Raw genomic sequence first — 18009 nt, forward strand, 5'->3', positions numbered from 1 at the left:
TATACCTTGTTTATTTAATTCTTTTGCAACCTCAGTGCCCTCGTTATTCATCACCAGATAAGAATAACCCCCACCAGGACATATAATTACGGCAGCACTTTTACCATTGTTTTTTTTGGGGAGAAAAACGGTTAAAGTGGGTTCCGTAACGTATCTGGTTAATATTCTGCCATTTTTGGCAGTATCTGTTTTTTCTGTTAAATCGGCCTTAATGGCGTTCGGTACATTTTTGTAAAGTGGTACAGTATTCTGTGCAAATAATCCTGTCTGGCTCATGTTAAGCATTAATATAAATGCTAAAATTGTTTTTTTCATATACTTGGTTTAAACAAAACTATGAAATTATTTTGTTAATATGTACTACATATTTTTTTAACATTTGTTTTTAAATCAAAAAGCGTGAACTAAGTTTTCAAATGTTTTTGTACTACATAAAAACGAGTATATTTGAAACTTCTAAATATGTATTTCTATGGCATTAAAAAGTGATTTAAGTTTGGATATCGATAAAATCTCATCTGATACAATGGCTGATGTGGTTGAAATGAGGTTAAGAGATTATTTCAAAAAGAAATCATTTAAACCTGGCGATGCACTGCCGAAAGAGCAGGAACTGGCTGAAGCGCTGGGCGTAAGCCGAAACGTTTTAAGGGAAGCTTTAAGTCGCTTGAGGATGCTTGGCATGATTGAGACTAAGAAAAAGAGGGGGATGATTTTATCAAGCCCTGATGTATTGGGTGGTTTTCAGCGTGTACTCGATCCGCTAATAATCAGTCCAGATGCACTACAGGATCTTTTTGAGCTGAGGTTAATTTTGGAAATGGGTCTCGCTGATGTGCTTTTTTTGAATTTAAATGATAAAAGTATCCGTGAACTTGAAATAATTGCCAATAGCGAAAAGAAAAAGAATAAAGAAGCATTCCGCATCGCCAATGAAATTGCCTTTCACGGTAAATTATATGAAATGGCTGGTAACGATACCTTAAAACGTTTCCAGCATATGCTTTTGCCAGTTTTTGGTTTTGTACTTCAGGTAGAAAATGAGTTCCTTTCAGGCAGTGTTAGCCATCAGGATTTGGTAGAAATTCTTAAATCTGGAAATAAAAATGATTTCAGAAATGGAATGTACGAGCATCTAAAGCCTCATTTCGACCGACTGGAGGCATTAAAGAAAATAAATTAAGTTTTTATGTACTACATATTATTTTATTAATTACATTTGTTTTATGCAAGTCTGATTATGCTTGTGCTAACCAAATTAATTTCTTTAAGCTATGTTTTACACCATCAAAAATCTGAAAAAGATTGGCGGGTTATGCTGCTTTTCTGCACTGATTTTGTGCTGCATAAATGTCACTTATGCAGCAACCCATATTGCGACGAGTAGAGTAGACAGTCTGAATTTCATTTTTAAAGCTGGCGAAAACGGTTATGCCTGTTTTCGTATTCCGGCCCTCATCCGTACTCAAAACGGAAGCTTGCTTGCTTTTGCCGAAGCGCGAAAAAACAATTGTGGCGATTCTGGAGATATTGATCTCGTGGTTAAACGCTCATTGGACAAGGGTAAAACCTGGACCGGATTACAGTTGGTTTGGAGCGATTCGACCAATACCTGCGGAAACCCTGTTCCCATCCAGGATCAAACGACGGGCAATATCATTTTAATTTCTACATGGAATTTGGGTACAGATCATGAAAAACAGATTATGGATGGCTCATCGAAAGACGGAAGGCATGTATATATGTTATCATCTGGTGATAATGGAAAAACCTGGTCGGCTGCAACAGAAATTACTGCTCAAGTGAAAAAAACAGGGTGGACCTGGTATGCAACCGGGCCATGCCATGGCTTACAGGTACTTAAAGGGAAATATGCCGGCCGATTGGTTGTGCCGATAAACCATGTAGAAACAGGTACTAATCAGAATTTTGCACACACCATTTATTCCGATGATCATGGTAAGAGCTGGAATTTAGGCAATAACACGCCTCAGGATAAAATGAACGAAACTACATTGGCCGAAATTTCGAAAGGGCGATTGATGTTGAACATGCGGAATAGTGACCGTACAATTAAAACAAGACATACCGCTATAAGCAAAGATGGCGGTCAAAACTGGGCAAATGTTCAGATCGATACTACTTTAATAGAACCTATCTGTCAGGGAAGTTTGCTGAGTCATTTTTATCGTAACAATAAACCTACACTGCTTTTCAGCAATCCTGCAAATACAAAATTACGGGCAAATTTAACGTTACGTTTAAGCAAAAACGACGGTAAAACCTGGAAATATAATATGGTTTTACATCCTGGTCCATCGGCCTACTCAGATATTGCAGTAATAGACAAACAAATAATCGGCTGCTTTTTCGAAGCAGGATATGCAAAGCCGTATGAGGGCATTGTATTTAAAGCTGTAAACTATTCAGATTTAACAAAATAATTAAGGCCGATTAGTCATGTGATGATTAATCGGCAAATTTCTATACTAACCAAATATGTAGTACATAAATACAAATAATAATTATGAGAAAAATTCTATTTATTTTCTTATTGGCCGCAATTAACCTCTGTGGTTTAACAGGAGCTGCACAAACAACCGATATACAGGTATCGGGTACTGTTTCTGATGCGACAAAAAATGAAACGCTGCCAGGAGTAAGCGTAAAAGTAAAGGGTACCCAGACCGCGACTATTACAGATGCAAATGGAAAGTACGCTCTACGGGCACCCCAGAATTCAATCCTTGTTTTTAGTTCTGTAGGTTATAACGAACAAGAAGTAAAGACTGGAATGGGTGGTATAAAAAATGTACAATTAAATCCAAATGCACAGTCTTTAACCGATGTGGTAGTAGTGGGTTATGTTAAGCAATCGAGAGAGAAAAATACAGCTGCAGTATCCAAGCTGGATACCAAACAACTGGTTAATACCGCTAATGCAGGGCCGATAGCAGCCATACAGGGTAAAATTGCAGGGGTTTCGGTACCGTTATCAAACGGGCAGCCAGGTTCGGCAGGTACGAATATCATTATCCGTGGGGGTTCAAAACTTAATGTTTATGGAACGGGCACGGGTAATAGTGGTGGAGATCCTGTGTTATCTTCTGATGCATCAAGTCCGCTGGTTATTGTAGACGGTGTTTTCAGGACGATGAAGGATTTAAATCCGGATGATATCGAATCATTACAGGTAATGAAGGATGCGGCTTCAACAGCAATTTACGGTGCCCGTGGTGCAAATGGTGTAATTGTGATCAAAACCAAAAGCGGAAAATTTGGCTCAGGGAAACCTAATATCACCTTTAACTACCGTACAAACTGGGAAACTCCATCACGGATGTATGATTATTTAAGTGCCAAAGACTACCTCACACTTGCCAGAACAACAGCAAAAAGCACTTTCGATTTAATTGATAAGAATACACTTTTAAATAATGGCGGTTTTTCTGCAGGAACAAAAGTGTACACGGCCAAAGGCCAGTATGGCGTTGGAACAAATTTAACAGCACTATACGATAACATTGTAGCAATTGAAGGCCAGGGATATGTAGATAATTTATTGGCCAACGGCTGGCAAACTATGGATGATCCGATTAATCCGGGTACTAAACTGTTATTTGCCGATAACAACTATCAGGATCTGCTTTGGAATACCGGTATAAGCAATAATTACAATTTTGGGATTGATGGAGGCAGCCAGATTGCTACTTACAATATATCAATGAACTACGTTGATCAGGCTGGTACTTTTGTGGGCACAAGCTATAAAAGATACAGCGCGCTTGGAAATTTTGGGTTTAAAGCAAGCGAAAAACTACAGATCAATGCCATGCTTAACTACCAGAATGTACTGCCAAATTATGTAGATGCTTATACTAATGATCTGGTCCGAGCTACACGCATTACGCCTCTGATCAGAATTTTTAAAGATGACGGTACACCAACGACAGGCGAAAACCTAACGACAAGAAATCGCTTTCATACGTTGGCCTACGATAATACCAAAGCATCAACTGAACGATTGGTTTCGAGGGTAGATGCAGATTGGGCTATTGTTAAAGGCCTACATTACAGGCCAGCTTTGTCTTACTTAATTAGCGATGACAAAACTATTTTTTCAAGAAAAGCATTTCCCGATCCGATCCAGTTTGCAACCACCCGGTTAAAAACGGAGAATACCAACAACACCCGTCAATTGATGATCGATCAGATCCTCCAATACGATTATACTTTAAAAGAAAATCATCATTTTACCGCATTGGCTGGTTTTAATTATACCAAAAATGATGGGAACAGTATCGATATAGGTTCACAACGTGGAACCAACGATTACATTACCACGATAAATGAACCAACTGTAACCACGATTAACGGTGTAACAGTAACCAATGTTACCAATTTCGGAACACGGATCAGTCAAACCAAATCTGCCAGCTTTTTTGGTCAGTTGAGTTACGATTATAAAAGTAAGTACTTATTAAGCGGCGTATTGCGGAACGATGGTTTTTCAAATTTCGCGCCCGAAAATAAATGGGCATTATTTCCGTCGGTTTCTGCGGGATGGAATATCCATAAAGAAGATTTCTGGAAATCGAATGTAGTGAGCACCTTAAAACTTAGGGGAAGCTGGGGACAGGCAGGTTCTAGCGATTTAGATTTAACCGATACTTATGGAAGTTATACCTCAGCGGTTTATGGGCAGAATTCAGGCATCCAACGTGCAAACTTATCCAATCCGAACCTGGTTTGGGAAACCACACAAACAACTGATGTTGCAGTAGAGGCAGGTTTTTTTAAGAATAGGGTGAATCTTACTGTCGATTTATATGATAAACTAACCAAAAATCGCATCGATTCTAAACCATTGCCAGCAGAGGCCCCATTTTCTACCATTACATTCAATAACGGAACAATCCAGAACAAAGGGATAGAAATCGAGCTTCAGGCAACTGTGTTGAAAATGAAAGATTTCGCCTGGAACGCCAATTTCTCTTTTGCCTACAACGCGCAAAAAGTAATCAGTTTACCTAATAATGGCAGGTTAAAAAATAGACAGAATGGAGGCGTTGTCATCGATCCGAATACCGGTAAAGAAATTGAAGTGGGCGGATATGCAGAAGGCGAACGTCCGTTTGGTTACTATGCCTGGCAGGTAGAGAAGGTTTTTTCTACAGAAGCTGAAGCTGCTGCATGGGGTAAAGTAGATCAGATTGCTACGGCGGCCGGTATAACCGTAGGTAAACATGCGGGAGATTACAAGTTTGCAGATTTAAACAACGATAACATCATCGATAACCGCGATATGGTATTTATGGGTTATAAAACGCCAAATAAAATCGGAGGTTTTCAAAATACATTTACCTATAAAAGTTTTACCCTTAGGGTTAACATGGATTATGCTCTAGGCTTTGTAATCTCCGATGGCGCATTGGCCAGATCTTTAGGACAGGGCAGGGCCTATAATGAAGGTGCCCCGGCACAAGCATTAGGGAATGATATCTGGCAAAAATCTGGTGATGTAGATAAATTATATGCCCGTTTCTCTTTTGGCGACGCTGATTTCGGACAGAAAAACTTTATCAGACAGGGAGCAAGTACTGTAGGTACCGGAAGTGGTTATGCATCGGATGTTTCTACCATGATTTCGAAAGGAGACTTTTTAGCATTGCGCGAAATTTACCTGAGTTACGATCTGCCTAAAAACATCATGTCGAAAATCGGTTCAACCGGAATGAGTGTTTTTGCGAGCGTTACCAACATTGGTTACCTCACTAAATACAAAGGGTTGAATCCTGAAACTTATACCGGGTTCGATCCGGGAGGTTATCCTCGTCCAAGGCAGTTCACCTTAGGCGCATCATTAAGATTTTAACATTTAAAAACATGAAAATGACTAAGAAATATATCCTGCTTTCTGTTATCGTTGTAATAGCAGCAGCTTTTTCATCTTGCAAAAAATTACTCGAAGTTAAACCGCAATCGCAGATTACCGATCAGGTTTACTTTAAAAGTGAAGGCGATTTTCTTCCCTATGTTACCGGAACATATACTTCCATCAGGGCCTTTGCCAATTCTATTACCTACGGTACCGAACGGAGTGAAGAGCTCATAAATGGAACCAACAGCCGTTTAACAACGGTATGGTCACAGATATTAAGCCCAACAGTAGGTGCTTTAAACTACAATGGGCAATATAAAGCCATTGGTAACTGTAATCTCCTGCTCAGCAAAATAGAGCCTTTTCCTTTTTCTAATGCGGCTACGAAGAACAGGTTAAAGGCCGAAACACTTTGTCAACGTGCCTATACTTATTTTTATCTGGTGAGGATTATTGGCGATACGCCATTGATGCTCGAAACCATTACCGATGATAATGTTCCGCTTTTGCCAAGGGCGAAAGCCACTGAGGTGATGAAACAGGTTTTCGCCGATTTAGATCAGGCTATAGCCCTTTTTCCTGAAAAAACTTACGTATCCAAATACAGGTTTTCGTATGGCGCTGCATTGGCGTTAAAAGCCGAAGCCAAATTATGGAGTGCCAAAGTATTGGCTGGCGGTACGGCAGATTTCAACGACGCGATCACGGCTGCTGCTGCAGTAGAAGCTACAGGCGTTTCATTATTGAACAACTTTAAAGATGTAACCACAACGAGGGCAAATGCTGAAGTAATCATGTCGGCCTATTATAACCGTGATGAAAATGGTGCAAACTATGGTTTAAATGCTTTGCCATTTTTAACGGCGATTTCAAATGCATCCAACCTGGATAGCATTGCTTATGCGCTTACTTCTGTTAACGGACAGGGTGGCTACCAGATCAGTAAAGAAAGCAGGACACTTTTTAGTGGCCTAACCAATGATAAACGTGTGCCAAATACCTTTATCATTGAAAGACAGGGAACCGTACAAAAGAGCGCATGGATTACCAAAATGCCGGGCACCAAATACGCTGATGACCGGGTTTCTGATAATGATGTCATCATGTTCAGACTGGCCGATATTTATATGATAGAAGCCGAGGCTTATGCCGCACTCGATAATACCGCACAGGCAATTGTGTATTTAAATAAAGTTAGAAATAGGGCCGGAAACGGAGGTTATACGGGTGCAACTGATAAAGCCACCGTAGAGCGCGCCATCTTTGACGAACGTGGCCGTGAGTTTTTCTTCGAAAACAAGCGCTGGTACGATATAGTACGCTTTCATTTCGGCAGTACGATAAACGCCTATACTTACGTACCTAACCTGAAAAATAAAACGGTGCCTTTATTCTGGCCATTATCTACAACGGTTTTGGCGGCAAATCCAAATCTGGTGCAAACACAAGGATATTAATGCGATCATTTATGAAAAACGAATCGTTATTTAATTATAAAACACTCAGTAGGGAAGAATTGACGTTTTTTAGCGAAAACGGCTATCTCATCATCAAAGCTATTTTAAAACCCGAAGGTTTGGCTCAGATGCAAAAAGAGTGTATGGAAGCCTGGGGTAAAGAAAAAGAGACCTTCGATCCGAATAAAAGCTGGCTCCAAAACGCCTTGTTGATTAATATTCACCATCAGGCTGCAACAGTAAAGGAATACTATTTTAACGGTCCGCTGGTTGAGATGGCCTCAGAAATTATTGGTCCGAATATAAAAGGAGCTACCTCACAGCTTACATTTAAAATGAAAGGGAATACAAAATCTTTTGGCTGGCATCAGGATAATGGGTATGGCGAATTAGAGCCTTATAACGCCTTAACCACTTTAACTGCGCTTGATGATACCGACCGGGGCAATGGCTGTTTGTGGTTAATTCCAGGTAGCCATAAAAACGGCCAGATCAGGGTAGAGCAGAATGAAGCGCAAAAGAAAAGTGGCGCTGAAATTATAGTAGAAGCCGACGATAGTTTAGCTGTACCGATGGAAATGAAGGCAGGAGATGTTTTGATTTTTAACTGTTGGATGCTTCATAAATCAGATGGTAATATTTCTGATAGCAGAGACCGAAGAATCCTGTTTTTGAGATATGCCGACGCCGATGCGATAGAAGTGTACAACGAAGGCAAACCCCGCTTAGGTAGATTGGTGAAAGGTAAAACGAAGTTTAAGGAGGTTGAAGAGTTTGAAGCCAATCTCTAAAAAATATTAATGGATACATTAACTGCAAAAACATTAAAGGGAAATTGGGCAACGTTGTTGTTGCCCATCCAAACTGACCAAACGATTGATTTTGGATTATTGGCTGATGAAATAGATTATTTGATTGATGCGAAAGTAGATGGGATTTATTCGAACGGAACAGCAGGTGAGTTTCACAATCAAACTGAAGCCGAGTTTGATCAGATTAATCGGCTGTTTGCAGAAAAATGCCAGAAAGCATCAATGCCTTTTCAGATAGGCTGCAGTCATCCTTCGCCGGTTATTTCATTAGAAAGGATTAAGAGATCAGTAAGCCTAAAGCCAAGTGCTTTTCAGGTGATTTTGCCAGATTGGGTAGTTCCTTGTGATGCTGAACAGATAGATTTTTTACAGGGAATCGCAAACCATTCAAACGGAATTCCTTTGGTGTTATATAATCCACCGCATGCAAAGCTGGAGTTAAAGCCAAAAGATTACCTCCAATTTAAAACAACAGTACCATCACTTATTGGTATTAAAGTTCTAAGTAAAGATGTGGCTTGGACCGAAGAAATGAAGGCGTATGCAAGCCATTTATCAATATTCGTCCCTGGCCATTTTTTGGCGAGTGGTGTAAAGGCGGGCATTGCAGCCGGGGCTTATTCAAATGTTGCCTGTATCAATCCATCTGCAGCTCAACACTTATGGAAACTGATGCACACAGATATGGATGAGGCTTTGAGGATAGAAAAAAATATTCTCGAATTCTTTAAAAGATGCATCGCTCCTTATCAAAGACAACAGTACAGCAACCCGGCATTAGATAAGTTTTTAGCAGCAGTTGGTGGCTGTATTCAGATTCCAACACGATTAAGGTGGCCCTATAAATGGATTTCGGATTCAGATATAACATCGGTGCGCAAACAGGCCAAATTATTAATACCAGAATTTTTTAATTAGACAAATACAAAATACATATGAAAATTAACGGCATAGTTGCTGCAACATTTGCGGCCTACCAGGCAGATGGTTCCTTAAACCTCGCCATAATACCCCAACTAGTAGATAAATTAGTAGCTGATGGTGTGGCAGGGGTTTACATTTGCGGAACCAATGGAGAAGGACCAAACATGACTGTTGAAGAGCGGATGGCCATTGCCGAAGCGTACGTAAAAGCTGCAAATAAAAGGATTTTAGTATTGGTGCATGTAGGGCATACTTCCATAAAAGAATGTAAAAAGCTTGCAGCCCATGCAGCACAGATTGGTGCCGATGCATTTTCTTCAGTAGCTGCATTTTATTTTAAACCCACCTCGGTACAAAACCTGGTCGATTGTATGGCCGAAATCGCTTCTGCTGCTCCCGAACTCCCATTTTATTATTACCATATGCCAACTTTAACCGGCGTTGGGATGGATATGGTTGAGTTTTTATCGATCGGAGAACAAAAAATTCCAAATCTTGCCGGCATAAAATATACTGCATCAACACTTCACGAGTTTCAGGCCTGTTTAAACTACAAGGATGGGGAATTTGAAGTATTATCAGGCTATGATGAGATGTTGCTAAGTGCTTTGGCGGTAGGTGCTGTTGGTGCCATTGGTAGTACCTACACCTTTGCCGCGCCGGTATATCTCGAAATAATCAAACTTTTCAGAAATAATGATTTAACTGCTGCCAGGGCATTACAATTAAAAGTGGTCGATTTTATCCGCTGCATTATCAAACATCCATCGATTGCGGCGCAAAGAGCGATTATGAAAATGATGGGTTATGATTTAGGAGATGCCCGGTTACCATTGGTACCGCTTTCTTCTGATAAATTTATCGAACTTAAAGCCGATTTAACTAAGACTGGCTTTTTTGAGCTCCTCGAAAAATATAGGTAATGCTTAAAAGCATGCAAATTTTCTATAGGCACATAATATGAAACACTTTAATACCTTACTTTTTATAAGTTTTATGTTGATATCAACAGCAGGTTCTGCACAGATTACCAAAAAAACAAATCAATTTGCATGGGGAGAATTGCCAGCCATACCAGATAATTTCGGCTTTGCCGGCTCTTTTAGCGGCGTATCTGGCGATGCTTTAATTGTTGCAGGTGGAGCCAATTTTCCTGATGGTGGAGCACCATGGTCAGGCTCCAAAAAAGTTTGGAACGATAAAATATTTATCCTGGATAAACCCAATGGAAAATGGAAAGTAGCAGGCAAACTTCCTGAATCTTTAGGTTATGGGCTCTCCATTTCCTGGGGCAAACAATTCATTTGCATCGGAGGAAGTAACGAGAAAGGCCATTCGGCAAAGGTTTATGCTATTCTTTATAAGGATAAAAGTATCAGCATCAATACGTTGCCAAACCTGCCGCAACCCATAGCAAATACCACTGGAGCCGTTTTAGGTAATGTTATTTACCTCGCAGGCGGACTCTTTACACCTGAAGCCGATCATACCGCCAATGTTTTTTGGTCTTTCGATCTATCTTCAAAAGGAAAAAAACGGGTTTGGCATAAATTAGAAACCTGGCCTGGTCCTCCGCGAATGTTGGCCGTGGCTGGTGTTGCCGATCAAACTTTTTATCTTTTCAGCGGAACCGATCTGATCAAAAATAATAAGGGAGGCGTAGATAGACAATACCTGACGGATGCCTTTTGTTACAGCGCTGCTGCCGGGTGGAAAAAAATAGCTTCTCTACCAAAAGCCATTGTAGCTGCCCCGTATCCAGCCTATAACGATCATCACAAATCGCTACTCATATTCGGTGGTGATGATGGCGTGCTTGCGCCAAAAGCAGCTGTGCTAAAAGAAAAACATCCTGGTTTCTCAGATGAAATATTAGCTTACGATGTAGAGAAAAATAAATGGTCGGTAGCAGGGAAAGTGCTAAAGAATATCAAAGCAGATGCGCAATCAAATCCCAATAACAGTACCTGGCCTGCGGTAACAAACACAATGGTGCTGTGGCAGGGAAATCTTGTTTTTCCGGGTGGAGAAGTAAGGCCAGCAGTAAGAACACCAAAAGTGATCATAGCGAGACCAAAACATTAAAATTATTTTAACAAGAGGAAAATCTAGAAATGACCGGTACAAAATCAAATCAATCATATTATGCCTGGGGCCTGGTTGCACTCCTTTGGATAGTGGCCTTTTTAAATTATTTCGATAGGATCATGATTACCTCTATGCGCGATCCTATTGTGAAAGAGTTTGCCCTTTCTGATGCCCAGTTTGGGCTTTTAACTTCTGTTTTTCTTTGGTCTTATGGGATATTAAGTCCTTTTGGAGGTTTTTTGGCAGATAAATACAGCAGGAAAAAAGTAATTATATTCAGTGTTTCGGTATGGTCTGCAGTAACCTTGTGGACAGGCTTTACCTCTTCATTTGAAGAAATGCTTGTTTCGCGTTTTTTTATGGGCCTGAGCGAAGCCTGTTATATCCCCGCGGCATTAGCGCTGATTACGGATTATCATAAAGGAAAAACAAGATCGCTTGCTACGGGTTTGCACATGAGTGGCCTTTATGCAGGTTTAGCATTGGGCGGCTTAGGTGGTTATATTGCCGAAATATGGGGCTGGAGATATGGTTTTCATGTTTTCGGAATATTTGGAATTCTCTATTCGGTTGTACTGTTGTATTATTTAAAAGATATTAAACAAGCAACGACAGAAAATGAGGCAGAAGAGGTAGAAAAAGAAACCATAAGTTTATTAGGTTCGGTTAAGATCCTATTTAAGGAGCGGTCTTTTCTGGTGCTGCTGTTTTATTTTAGTGTTTTGGGTACCGCAAACTGGCTGGTTTATGGTTGGTTGCCCACCTTTTTAAAAGAACATTTTCACCTCAAGCTGGGCGAAGCCGGAATTTCGGCAACAGGTTATATCCAGATCGGATCTTTTGTTGGGGTAATTTTGGGTGGTTATTTTGCCGATAAATGGTTTCTTAAGAATAAGAGAAGCAGGGTTTTTATGATCATTATCGGCTTTACTGTTGGCGCACCATTTTTATTCCTCATGTCGTCAACCACGGTATTCGCAATAGCAATTATCGCCATGTTCTTTTTTGGTATAGCCAGAGGAATAAACGACGCTAATTTAATGCCTGTACTCAGGCAGATTGCCGATAGCAGGTATATAGCTACCGGATATGGTTTCCTTAATTTCCTGAGTACAATTATAGGTGGTTTAATGGTTTATGTTGGTGGCGCATTAAAAGATGCCAAAGTAGATTTATCTATTATTTACCAGGTTTCGGCGGTGCTAATGTTATTGGCAACATGGTCGCTATTTGCAATAAAAATTAAAAAAGGCGCTTAACCATGGATAACATCATTGGGTAAAATAGTTTCTGTTATAGAGCAAAGCCCAACCACGTTATGGCAAGTGCTGAAAAATATCCTTTTAAATGATTGATACATAGAAGCCTAAAAACCTTCGAGCTAGGAGGTTTTTAGGCTTGACGCTAATTCAGCATTAAATTTGCATTTCGAATAAACTAACTGGCTTATGATGATAATGTGCCGGAAGCTGATCGGTGTTGCTTAGTTCGTATAACCCCAAAAAATCAAATCCAAATTTTTGGTAATGTTGAATTAGTCCCTCGTTTTCACCAACGGTATCTAATCTAACAAAGCGTTTACCATTTGCTTTGGCATATTCTTTTGCCCATTTTATAATTATGCCAACCAGGTTCTGCCCCCTGAAATCAGGATTTGTAGCAATGCGGTGAATGTAAATAGCTGGGTCGAGGTTCTTTTCTTCCCATATCTGAGGATCGCTAAAAGTAGTTGCCCAAATACAGGCTACCTGCCCATTAATAATTATTTTCCATTGCCTGTTTTCCTTAATCTCTGTTTCAATCAACGAGAGTTCAAACTTGGGCCAATGAACGCTATATTTCGTTTTCTGGAAATCGGTTGCGATTTCATATAAGCGGAAGATTTCTGCTATATCATGTGTGGTGCTATTTTCTATCTGCATGGTTATGGCTTTAGGTTTTTAATGAATGGAGCGAGTTCTCTTTCTACAGCGTTGTTACTGTTTTCGAGGTGCGATACAATGTTGTCCCGTTCCTGCTCCGATTTGTTCTGGCTTAATTTTTTCTTTCCCTGAAGATTGCTTACTTCCATTTCGAAAGCTACAATTCCCCGCATCATACCCTGTTTAAATTTTTCTGAAAGACTATCCCATTGTACGAGATATTCTTTTTCATAATACAGAATCATTTCTTTCAATGCCTGTTCTTTAGCTTTTTCATCGCTAATAATATTGGCTTTTCCATATGCATGCACGCTAATGTAATCCCATGTGGGTACGCTTTCGTGTTTTTCGTAATGGCTAGGAGAGATATAGGCATGTGGCTCGGTGAATATAATTAGTGATGTATACTGCTCAATGTATTTTACCTGCTCATTGGTTTGCGCAAAGTGACCGCTAATTAAGACCTTTCCATTTACCTCATTTACAACAAAAGGTAACTGAGTGGCTATGGGTAAATTATTATGGCTGGTAATGATCGTGGCAAAGCTATATCTCTTCATAAAGGCAATTTGCTCACTTTGGTCATCAAACTTAAAACTATTGGATATCAACATTTTTATTAGATTTTAAAGGGTAGAATATGGTTATTTAGCAAACTTTTTTGAGCCCGCAACGCAAAGGATTACGCCCATTGTAATGGCTAACATACCCATACTTACTTTTTCATGGAGCAGTGTAGTAGCAAGGGCCAACCCAAAAAAGGGCTGTAGGAGCTGGAGCTGTCCAACTGCTGCAGTTCCACCTTGTGCAAGCCCTCTATACCAGAAAATAAATCCGATGAACATGCTAAAGAGTGAAATATAAGCAAGGCTCAGCCAGGCAGCGGTTCCCACTTCAGCAAATGAAACCGGTTGGTAAATGAACATTAAGGGTAACATTAATGGGAGCGAAAGCACAAGTGCCCAGGAGATTACCTGCCAACCGCCCAACGTTTTAGATAACTTTGCGCCTTCAGCGTAGCCAAGTCCGCAAAGAACAATTGCCAGTAACATTAAAATATCACCTATTGGTGCAGCGTTAATTCCCTGATAAATGGCGTAACCAATTACCAGAAGGCTGCCTAAAATTGAGAAAAACCAGAATATAGGTTTAGGACGTTCACCTCCCCTTAAAACTGCGAAAGCGGCTGTAACCATGGGCAAAAGGCCTAAAAATACCAAAGAATGTGCCGAAGTAATGTGTTGCAAAGCAAGAGCACTTAACAAAGGAAAGCCGATTACCACACCCAGCGCTACAATTACTAGCGAGATAAAATGTTTGCTTGATGGTCGTTTCTCTCCAAATACAATTAATACTCCCATTGCAAGCAATGCAGCTATAGTGGCACGGGCAACGGTTACAAAAATAGGACTCATATCCATAACCGCTAACCTTGTGGCTGGCATAGAGCCGCTAAAGATAAGTACGGCGATAAATCCGTTAAGCCAACCACTCGAAATATGCGCTTTGTTTAGTTCAGTTCCTGTTTCTTTCATGTCTTTTCATTTCTTAAATCAAAGGTGCTAAGCTAAAAGCGATAAATACAGTATCAGTTTTGTATATTTGTATGGATACAGTTTGTCGATTATGGAAAAGGTTTATAGGTACAATGAAATAGCAAGTGGAATTGCCGCACAGATTAGAGACGGTATTCTGCGATCGGGGGATAAACTTCCTTCCGTTCGAATGCTCTGCAAGGAATATGCAGTAGGCATGAATACGGCAAAACGTGTATTTTTGGAACTGGAAGCACAATCGTTGGTCGAAGCTAAGCCACAATCGGGTTTCTTTGTAAGCAACCGTAGGGTAGAACGACTTCCGCTACCTGCAGTTAGTAAACCGTCATTAATTGCAAATCATCATGAACCTAGCGAACTGAGTACCCGGGTGTATTCTAGCATTGGTCGCGGTGATTTAACCCTTTTTTCAATTGGTGTTCCATCAGGCAGCCTGTTACCATTGGCAAAACTCAAAAAGGAGATACTTTATGCTACACGGGCGCTTAAAGAAGGGGGAACAGAATATGAACCACTTCAGGGCAATGTTAAATTACGCAGAATGGTTGCGGTACGATCGTTAGGCTGGGGAGGAAACCTTCATGAAGATGATCTGATTACTACTGCTGGCGGAGTGAATGCATTATCTTTTTGCCTGATGGCTTTAGGCAAACCGGGCGATACTGTGGCCATAGAAAGTCCATGTTATCCCGGAATTCTCCAGCTGGTAATCAGTTTAGGTTTAAAAGTACTCGAATTGCCCACGCATCCGGTTACGGGCATTGAGATAGATGCACTTAGGAAAGTGGTGTCGAAAATTGATATTTGCCTGTTAATTCCCAATTTTAATACTCCGTTGGGTAGTTGTATGCCCGATGCGCATAAAAAAGAAGTTGTTCAGCTTTTGGCTGCAAGTAACATTCCACTTATTGAAGATGATATTTATGGTGATCTTTATTTCGGCACCCAACGACCAAGATGTTGCAAATCATTTGATACTGAAGGTAATGTGCTGTGGTGTAGCGCGGTTTCGAAAACCTTGGCGCCAGGATACCGTGTAGGTTGGGTAGCTCCCGGAAAGTATAAAGAAAAATTACTTAAACTAAAACTTGTACATGCCCTTGCTTCAACTTCTGTTATTCACGAAGCTGTTGGCAATTTTCTAAAAACTGGTCGGTACGATCGCCATTTGCATCAGCTCCGTCGTACCTTACAGCACAACTACCAGCATTTTATCGATGCGGTTACCGAATATTTTCCAGAGGGTACAAAAACAACCCGGCCACAGGGTGGACTTGCCATATGGATAGAATTTAACAAAGAAGTTGATGCTGTAAAACTCTATGAACTGGCAATGAAACAAAAAATCAGCATTGCCCCGGGCCCGATGTTTACCTTGCAAGACCAATATCAGAACTGTATCCGCCTTTGCATAGGCCTTCCATGGTCTGATGAGCTTAAATTTAAACTAAAACAGTTAGGGAATCTGGCAAAAATGATGTGATCGAACAATCGCCTTCGCTGAAGTTATGGTCAATTATAGCTTAATACCGATACGCTATGCTTGATTAAGAATTTAAATTTTCAGGTTCAGGAGTACTAGGCGTTTCGTCTAAGGGTGCTACCCCGCATGCTGCCCAGATAAATTTAAAAATATTTAGGAATTCACATCGGATATCCCTGTCAGATTGTATTTCGTTCTCCATGTTGTACCGCTTTAATCTATTTATTGAAACATAGAAAGGCTGGTTTTGTGTTAGCGAAGGTAATCCTTTAATGTAAGTTTACTGTTGCCTAAATGTTAAGGAAGATATTTTAAACCTTAACCGATTCGGCGTAATAGTTATTTAACTGTTCTACCTAAAAGAAAAGACCTGTGTATAATTAACTTTATGTTAGTTTGTTGTCAATAAATCCTATTTATACATCATTCTGGAAATAACTGACAAATAGCATAGAACGGGCTTTTGTGTTGAAAATCGCCATTTCTTTATCTAATTCTAGCTATTAACTGACAATTCGTTCAAAAAGTAGGGCTAAATGATCTGTTTATTGTAATAAATCATCTTTTGCTCCGCTAAAACACAATTTCTCAATCCGAACCTGAAGTTCAACTTCATTATAACTTCATAAATCTGTATTTATTTCGCTTTCGAATTAAATCATTGCGTAACCATAATTTATTGAAGTCAATTAAGTATCTGCACATCGGTTGTAGGCTGCTTTTTATCATAAATTGGTTGCCAAGGGAGACTAATTAGAGAAAAAAATAAATCAGATTAAAACCATTTAACAAAAAAAAATGAAAAGAGTTGTCATGTGCTTAGGCTTATGTACTTTGCTTTACGTAACGGGTTGTACCTCGAAAAAAGAAGAAAAAGAAGAAGTAGCTACTTATGCGGTAACCAGGCCGTTAAGAATGGATACTTCGTTTACAAAGGAATATGTTTCGCAGATTAAATCTGTTCGGAATATCGAAGTTAGGGCCCAGGAAAAAGGCTATCTCCAAAATATTTATGTAGATGAAGGCCAGCATGTAAAAGCGGGTCAACTGTTGTTTAAGATTATGCCTAAAGCAGCACAATCTGAGTTGTTAAAAGCACAAGCCGAAACAAAATCGGCAGAAATTGAGCTTGAAAACACCAGATTACTGTCTGATAAAAATATCGTTTCTAAAAACGAACTGGCCATGGCTAAAGCCAAGCTTCAATCAGCAAATGCCGAAACTTCTTTGGCCAAATTCCATTTATCCAATACCGAAATCAGGGCGCCATTTGATGGTACCATCGACCGTATTCCTTTAAAACTGGGTAGCTTGGTTGATGAAGGCGCTTTATTAACCAGCCTTTCAGATAACAGTCAGGTTTTTGCGTATTTCAATGTATCTGAGCCAGAATACCTCAACTACCAGCGTACAGCAAAGGCAAAAGGCCAGCAAGAAGTTAGTCTGTTATTGGCGAATAACGAGTTGCTGAAATCGAAAGGTAAAGTTGAAGTAATCGAAAGTGAATTTGATAACGAAACAGGAAACATCGCCTTCAGGGCAAGGTTTAATAACTCGGATAACTTGCTTAGAAATGGTGAAACCGGCAAAATTCAGATGGTTGTTCCTCTGAAAAATGCTTTGGTGATCCCACAAAAAGCTACTTATGATATTCAGGATAAAACCTATGTTTTTGTAATCGATAAAAATAACAAAGTACATTCCAGAGCCATCACCATTGCAGGCGAGGTGCCAGATTTATACATCATTGGCGATGGCATCACCACGGATGATAAAATATTGCTTGAAGGGGTGCAGAAGGTAAAAGACGATGATAAAATTACTTTCAAATTCCAGCAGCCTCAGGAAGTGATGAAACAATTAAGATTGAAAACTGAATAATCTAC

14 protein-coding genes and 1 pseudogene are annotated in these 18009 nt (G+C 40.0%); 11 read left to right on the forward strand and 4 right to left on the reverse strand.

Annotated features, from left to right (window positions below):
- A pseudogene (locus ASU31_RS21370) lies at window positions 1-315 on the reverse strand (alpha/beta hydrolase); the annotation flags it as partial.
- 157 nt (window positions 316-472) lie between these two features.
- On the opposite strand from ASU31_RS21370, the gene ASU31_RS21375 reads away from it, so the two are divergent.
- The 9 genes from ASU31_RS21375 (at window position 473) to ASU31_RS21415 (ending at window position 12421) form a co-directional block, all read left to right on the forward strand.
- Window positions 473-1183, forward strand: coding sequence for a FadR/GntR family transcriptional regulator (locus tag ASU31_RS21375; RefSeq protein WP_057934299.1), 711 nt, complete (start codon window positions 473-475; stop codon window positions 1181-1183).
- Window positions 1184-1274: 91 nt separating this feature from the next.
- Window positions 1275-2444, forward strand: a complete 1170-nt coding sequence (locus tag ASU31_RS21380; RefSeq protein WP_083505471.1) for a sialidase family protein — start codon at window positions 1275-1277, stop codon at window positions 2442-2444.
- Between the two features lie 83 nt (window positions 2445-2527).
- On the forward strand, window positions 2528-5875 hold the full coding sequence (locus tag ASU31_RS21385; RefSeq protein ID WP_057934300.1) for a SusC/RagA family TonB-linked outer membrane protein: 3348 nt from the start codon (window positions 2528-2530) through the stop codon (window positions 5873-5875).
- Window positions 5876-5892: 17 nt separating this feature from the next.
- Window positions 5893-7338 carry a RagB/SusD family nutrient uptake outer membrane protein gene (locus tag ASU31_RS21390; protein ID WP_057934301.1) on the forward strand — a complete coding sequence of 482 codons (1446 nt, stop codon included), beginning with the start codon at window positions 5893-5895 and terminating at the stop codon, window positions 7336-7338.
- A gap of 11 nt (window positions 7339-7349) precedes the next feature.
- Complete coding sequence (locus ASU31_RS21395; RefSeq protein WP_057934302.1) at window positions 7350-8129, forward strand: phytanoyl-CoA dioxygenase family protein; 780 nt, start codon at window positions 7350-7352, stop codon at window positions 8127-8129.
- 9 nt (window positions 8130-8138) lie between these two features.
- Window positions 8139-9068 carry a dihydrodipicolinate synthase family protein gene (locus ASU31_RS21400; RefSeq protein WP_057934303.1) on the forward strand — a complete coding sequence of 310 codons (930 nt, stop codon included), beginning with the start codon at window positions 8139-8141 and terminating at the stop codon, window positions 9066-9068.
- 17 nt (window positions 9069-9085) lie between these two features.
- Window positions 9086-9997: a dihydrodipicolinate synthase family protein gene (locus ASU31_RS21405; RefSeq protein WP_057934304.1), complete on the forward strand. Its 912-nt coding sequence runs from the start codon at window positions 9086-9088 to the stop codon at window positions 9995-9997.
- A 73-nt stretch (window positions 9998-10070) separates the two neighbouring features.
- A complete protein-coding gene (locus ASU31_RS21410; RefSeq protein WP_057934358.1) occupies window positions 10071-11159 on the forward strand; it encodes a hypothetical protein in 1089 nt (362 codons plus the stop codon).
- Window positions 11160-11188: 29 nt separating this feature from the next.
- On the forward strand, window positions 11189-12421 hold the full coding sequence (locus ASU31_RS21415; protein WP_057934305.1) for an MFS transporter: 1233 nt from the start codon (window positions 11189-11191) through the stop codon (window positions 12419-12421).
- 156 nt (window positions 12422-12577) lie between these two features.
- On the opposite strand, the gene ASU31_RS21420 is transcribed toward ASU31_RS21415, so the two are convergent.
- The 3 genes from ASU31_RS21420 to ASU31_RS21430 are packed head-to-tail and all read right to left on the reverse strand — an operon-like array spanning window position 12578 to window position 14619.
- Window positions 12578-13084 (reverse strand): GNAT family N-acetyltransferase, encoded by a 507-nt coding sequence (locus ASU31_RS21420; protein ID WP_057934306.1) that lies wholly within the window; start codon window positions 13082-13084, stop codon window positions 12578-12580.
- Window positions 13085-13086: 2 nt separating this feature from the next.
- On the reverse strand, window positions 13087-13698 hold the full coding sequence (locus ASU31_RS21425; protein WP_057934307.1) for an FMN-binding negative transcriptional regulator: 612 nt from the start codon (window positions 13696-13698) through the stop codon (window positions 13087-13089).
- 30 nt (window positions 13699-13728) lie between these two features.
- Window positions 13729-14619: a DMT family transporter gene (locus tag ASU31_RS21430; RefSeq protein ID WP_057934308.1), complete on the reverse strand. Its 891-nt coding sequence runs from the start codon at window positions 14617-14619 to the stop codon at window positions 13729-13731.
- 91 nt (window positions 14620-14710) lie between these two features.
- Here ASU31_RS21430 and ASU31_RS21435 point away from each other — a divergent pair, with 91 nt between their 5' ends.
- Both ASU31_RS21435 and ASU31_RS21440 read left to right on the forward strand, forming a co-directional pair.
- A complete protein-coding gene (locus ASU31_RS21435) occupies window positions 14711-16123 on the forward strand; it encodes an aminotransferase-like domain-containing protein (protein ID WP_057934309.1) in 1413 nt (470 codons plus the stop codon).
- Between the two features lie 798 nt (window positions 16124-16921).
- Window positions 16922-18004 carry an efflux RND transporter periplasmic adaptor subunit gene (locus tag ASU31_RS21440; RefSeq protein WP_057934310.1) on the forward strand — a complete coding sequence of 361 codons (1083 nt, stop codon included), beginning with the start codon at window positions 16922-16924 and terminating at the stop codon, window positions 18002-18004.
- The last annotated feature ends 5 nt before the right edge of the window (window positions 18005-18009 follow it).

The organism is Pedobacter ginsenosidimutans (genome assembly GCF_001442625.1).
Taxonomy (GTDB): Bacteria; Bacteroidota; Bacteroidia; order Sphingobacteriales; family Sphingobacteriaceae; genus Pedobacter; species Pedobacter ginsenosidimutans.

Excerpts from the sequence above, each read along its gene's own strand:
- ASU31_RS21375 (WP_057934299.1), top strand. The coding sequence starts at position 473 with ATGGCATTAAAAAGTGATTTAAGTTTGGATATCGATAAAATCTCATCT.
- ASU31_RS21380 (WP_083505471.1), top strand. The coding sequence starts at position 1,275 with ATGTTTTACACCATCAAAAATCTGAAAAAGATTGGCGGGTTATGCTGC.
- ASU31_RS21385 (WP_057934300.1), top strand. The coding sequence starts at position 2,528 with ATGAGAAAAATTCTATTTATTTTCTTATTGGCCGCAATTAACCTCTGT.
- ASU31_RS21390 (WP_057934301.1), top strand. The coding sequence starts at position 5,893 with ATGACTAAGAAATATATCCTGCTTTCTGTTATCGTTGTAATAGCAGCA.
- ASU31_RS21395 (WP_057934302.1), top strand. The coding sequence starts at position 7,350 with ATGAAAAACGAATCGTTATTTAATTATAAAACACTCAGTAGGGAAGAA.
- ASU31_RS21400 (WP_057934303.1), top strand. The coding sequence starts at position 8,139 with ATGGATACATTAACTGCAAAAACATTAAAGGGAAATTGGGCAACGTTG.
- ASU31_RS21405 (WP_057934304.1), top strand. The coding sequence starts at position 9,086 with ATGAAAATTAACGGCATAGTTGCTGCAACATTTGCGGCCTACCAGGCA.
- ASU31_RS21410 (WP_057934358.1), top strand. The coding sequence starts at position 10,071 with ATGTTGATATCAACAGCAGGTTCTGCACAGATTACCAAAAAAACAAAT.
- ASU31_RS21415 (WP_057934305.1), top strand. The coding sequence starts at position 11,189 with ATGACCGGTACAAAATCAAATCAATCATATTATGCCTGGGGCCTGGTT.
- ASU31_RS21420 (WP_057934306.1), bottom strand. The coding sequence starts at position 13,084 with ATGCAGATAGAAAATAGCACCACACATGATATAGCAGAAATCTTCCGC.
- ASU31_RS21425 (WP_057934307.1), bottom strand. The coding sequence starts at position 13,698 with ATGTTGATATCCAATAGTTTTAAGTTTGATGACCAAAGTGAGCAAATT.
- ASU31_RS21430 (WP_057934308.1), bottom strand. The coding sequence starts at position 14,619 with ATGAAAGAAACAGGAACTGAACTAAACAAAGCGCATATTTCGAGTGGT.
- ASU31_RS21435 (WP_057934309.1), top strand. The coding sequence starts at position 14,711 with ATGGAAAAGGTTTATAGGTACAATGAAATAGCAAGTGGAATTGCCGCA.
- ASU31_RS21440 (WP_057934310.1), top strand. The coding sequence starts at position 16,922 with ATGAAAAGAGTTGTCATGTGCTTAGGCTTATGTACTTTGCTTTACGTA.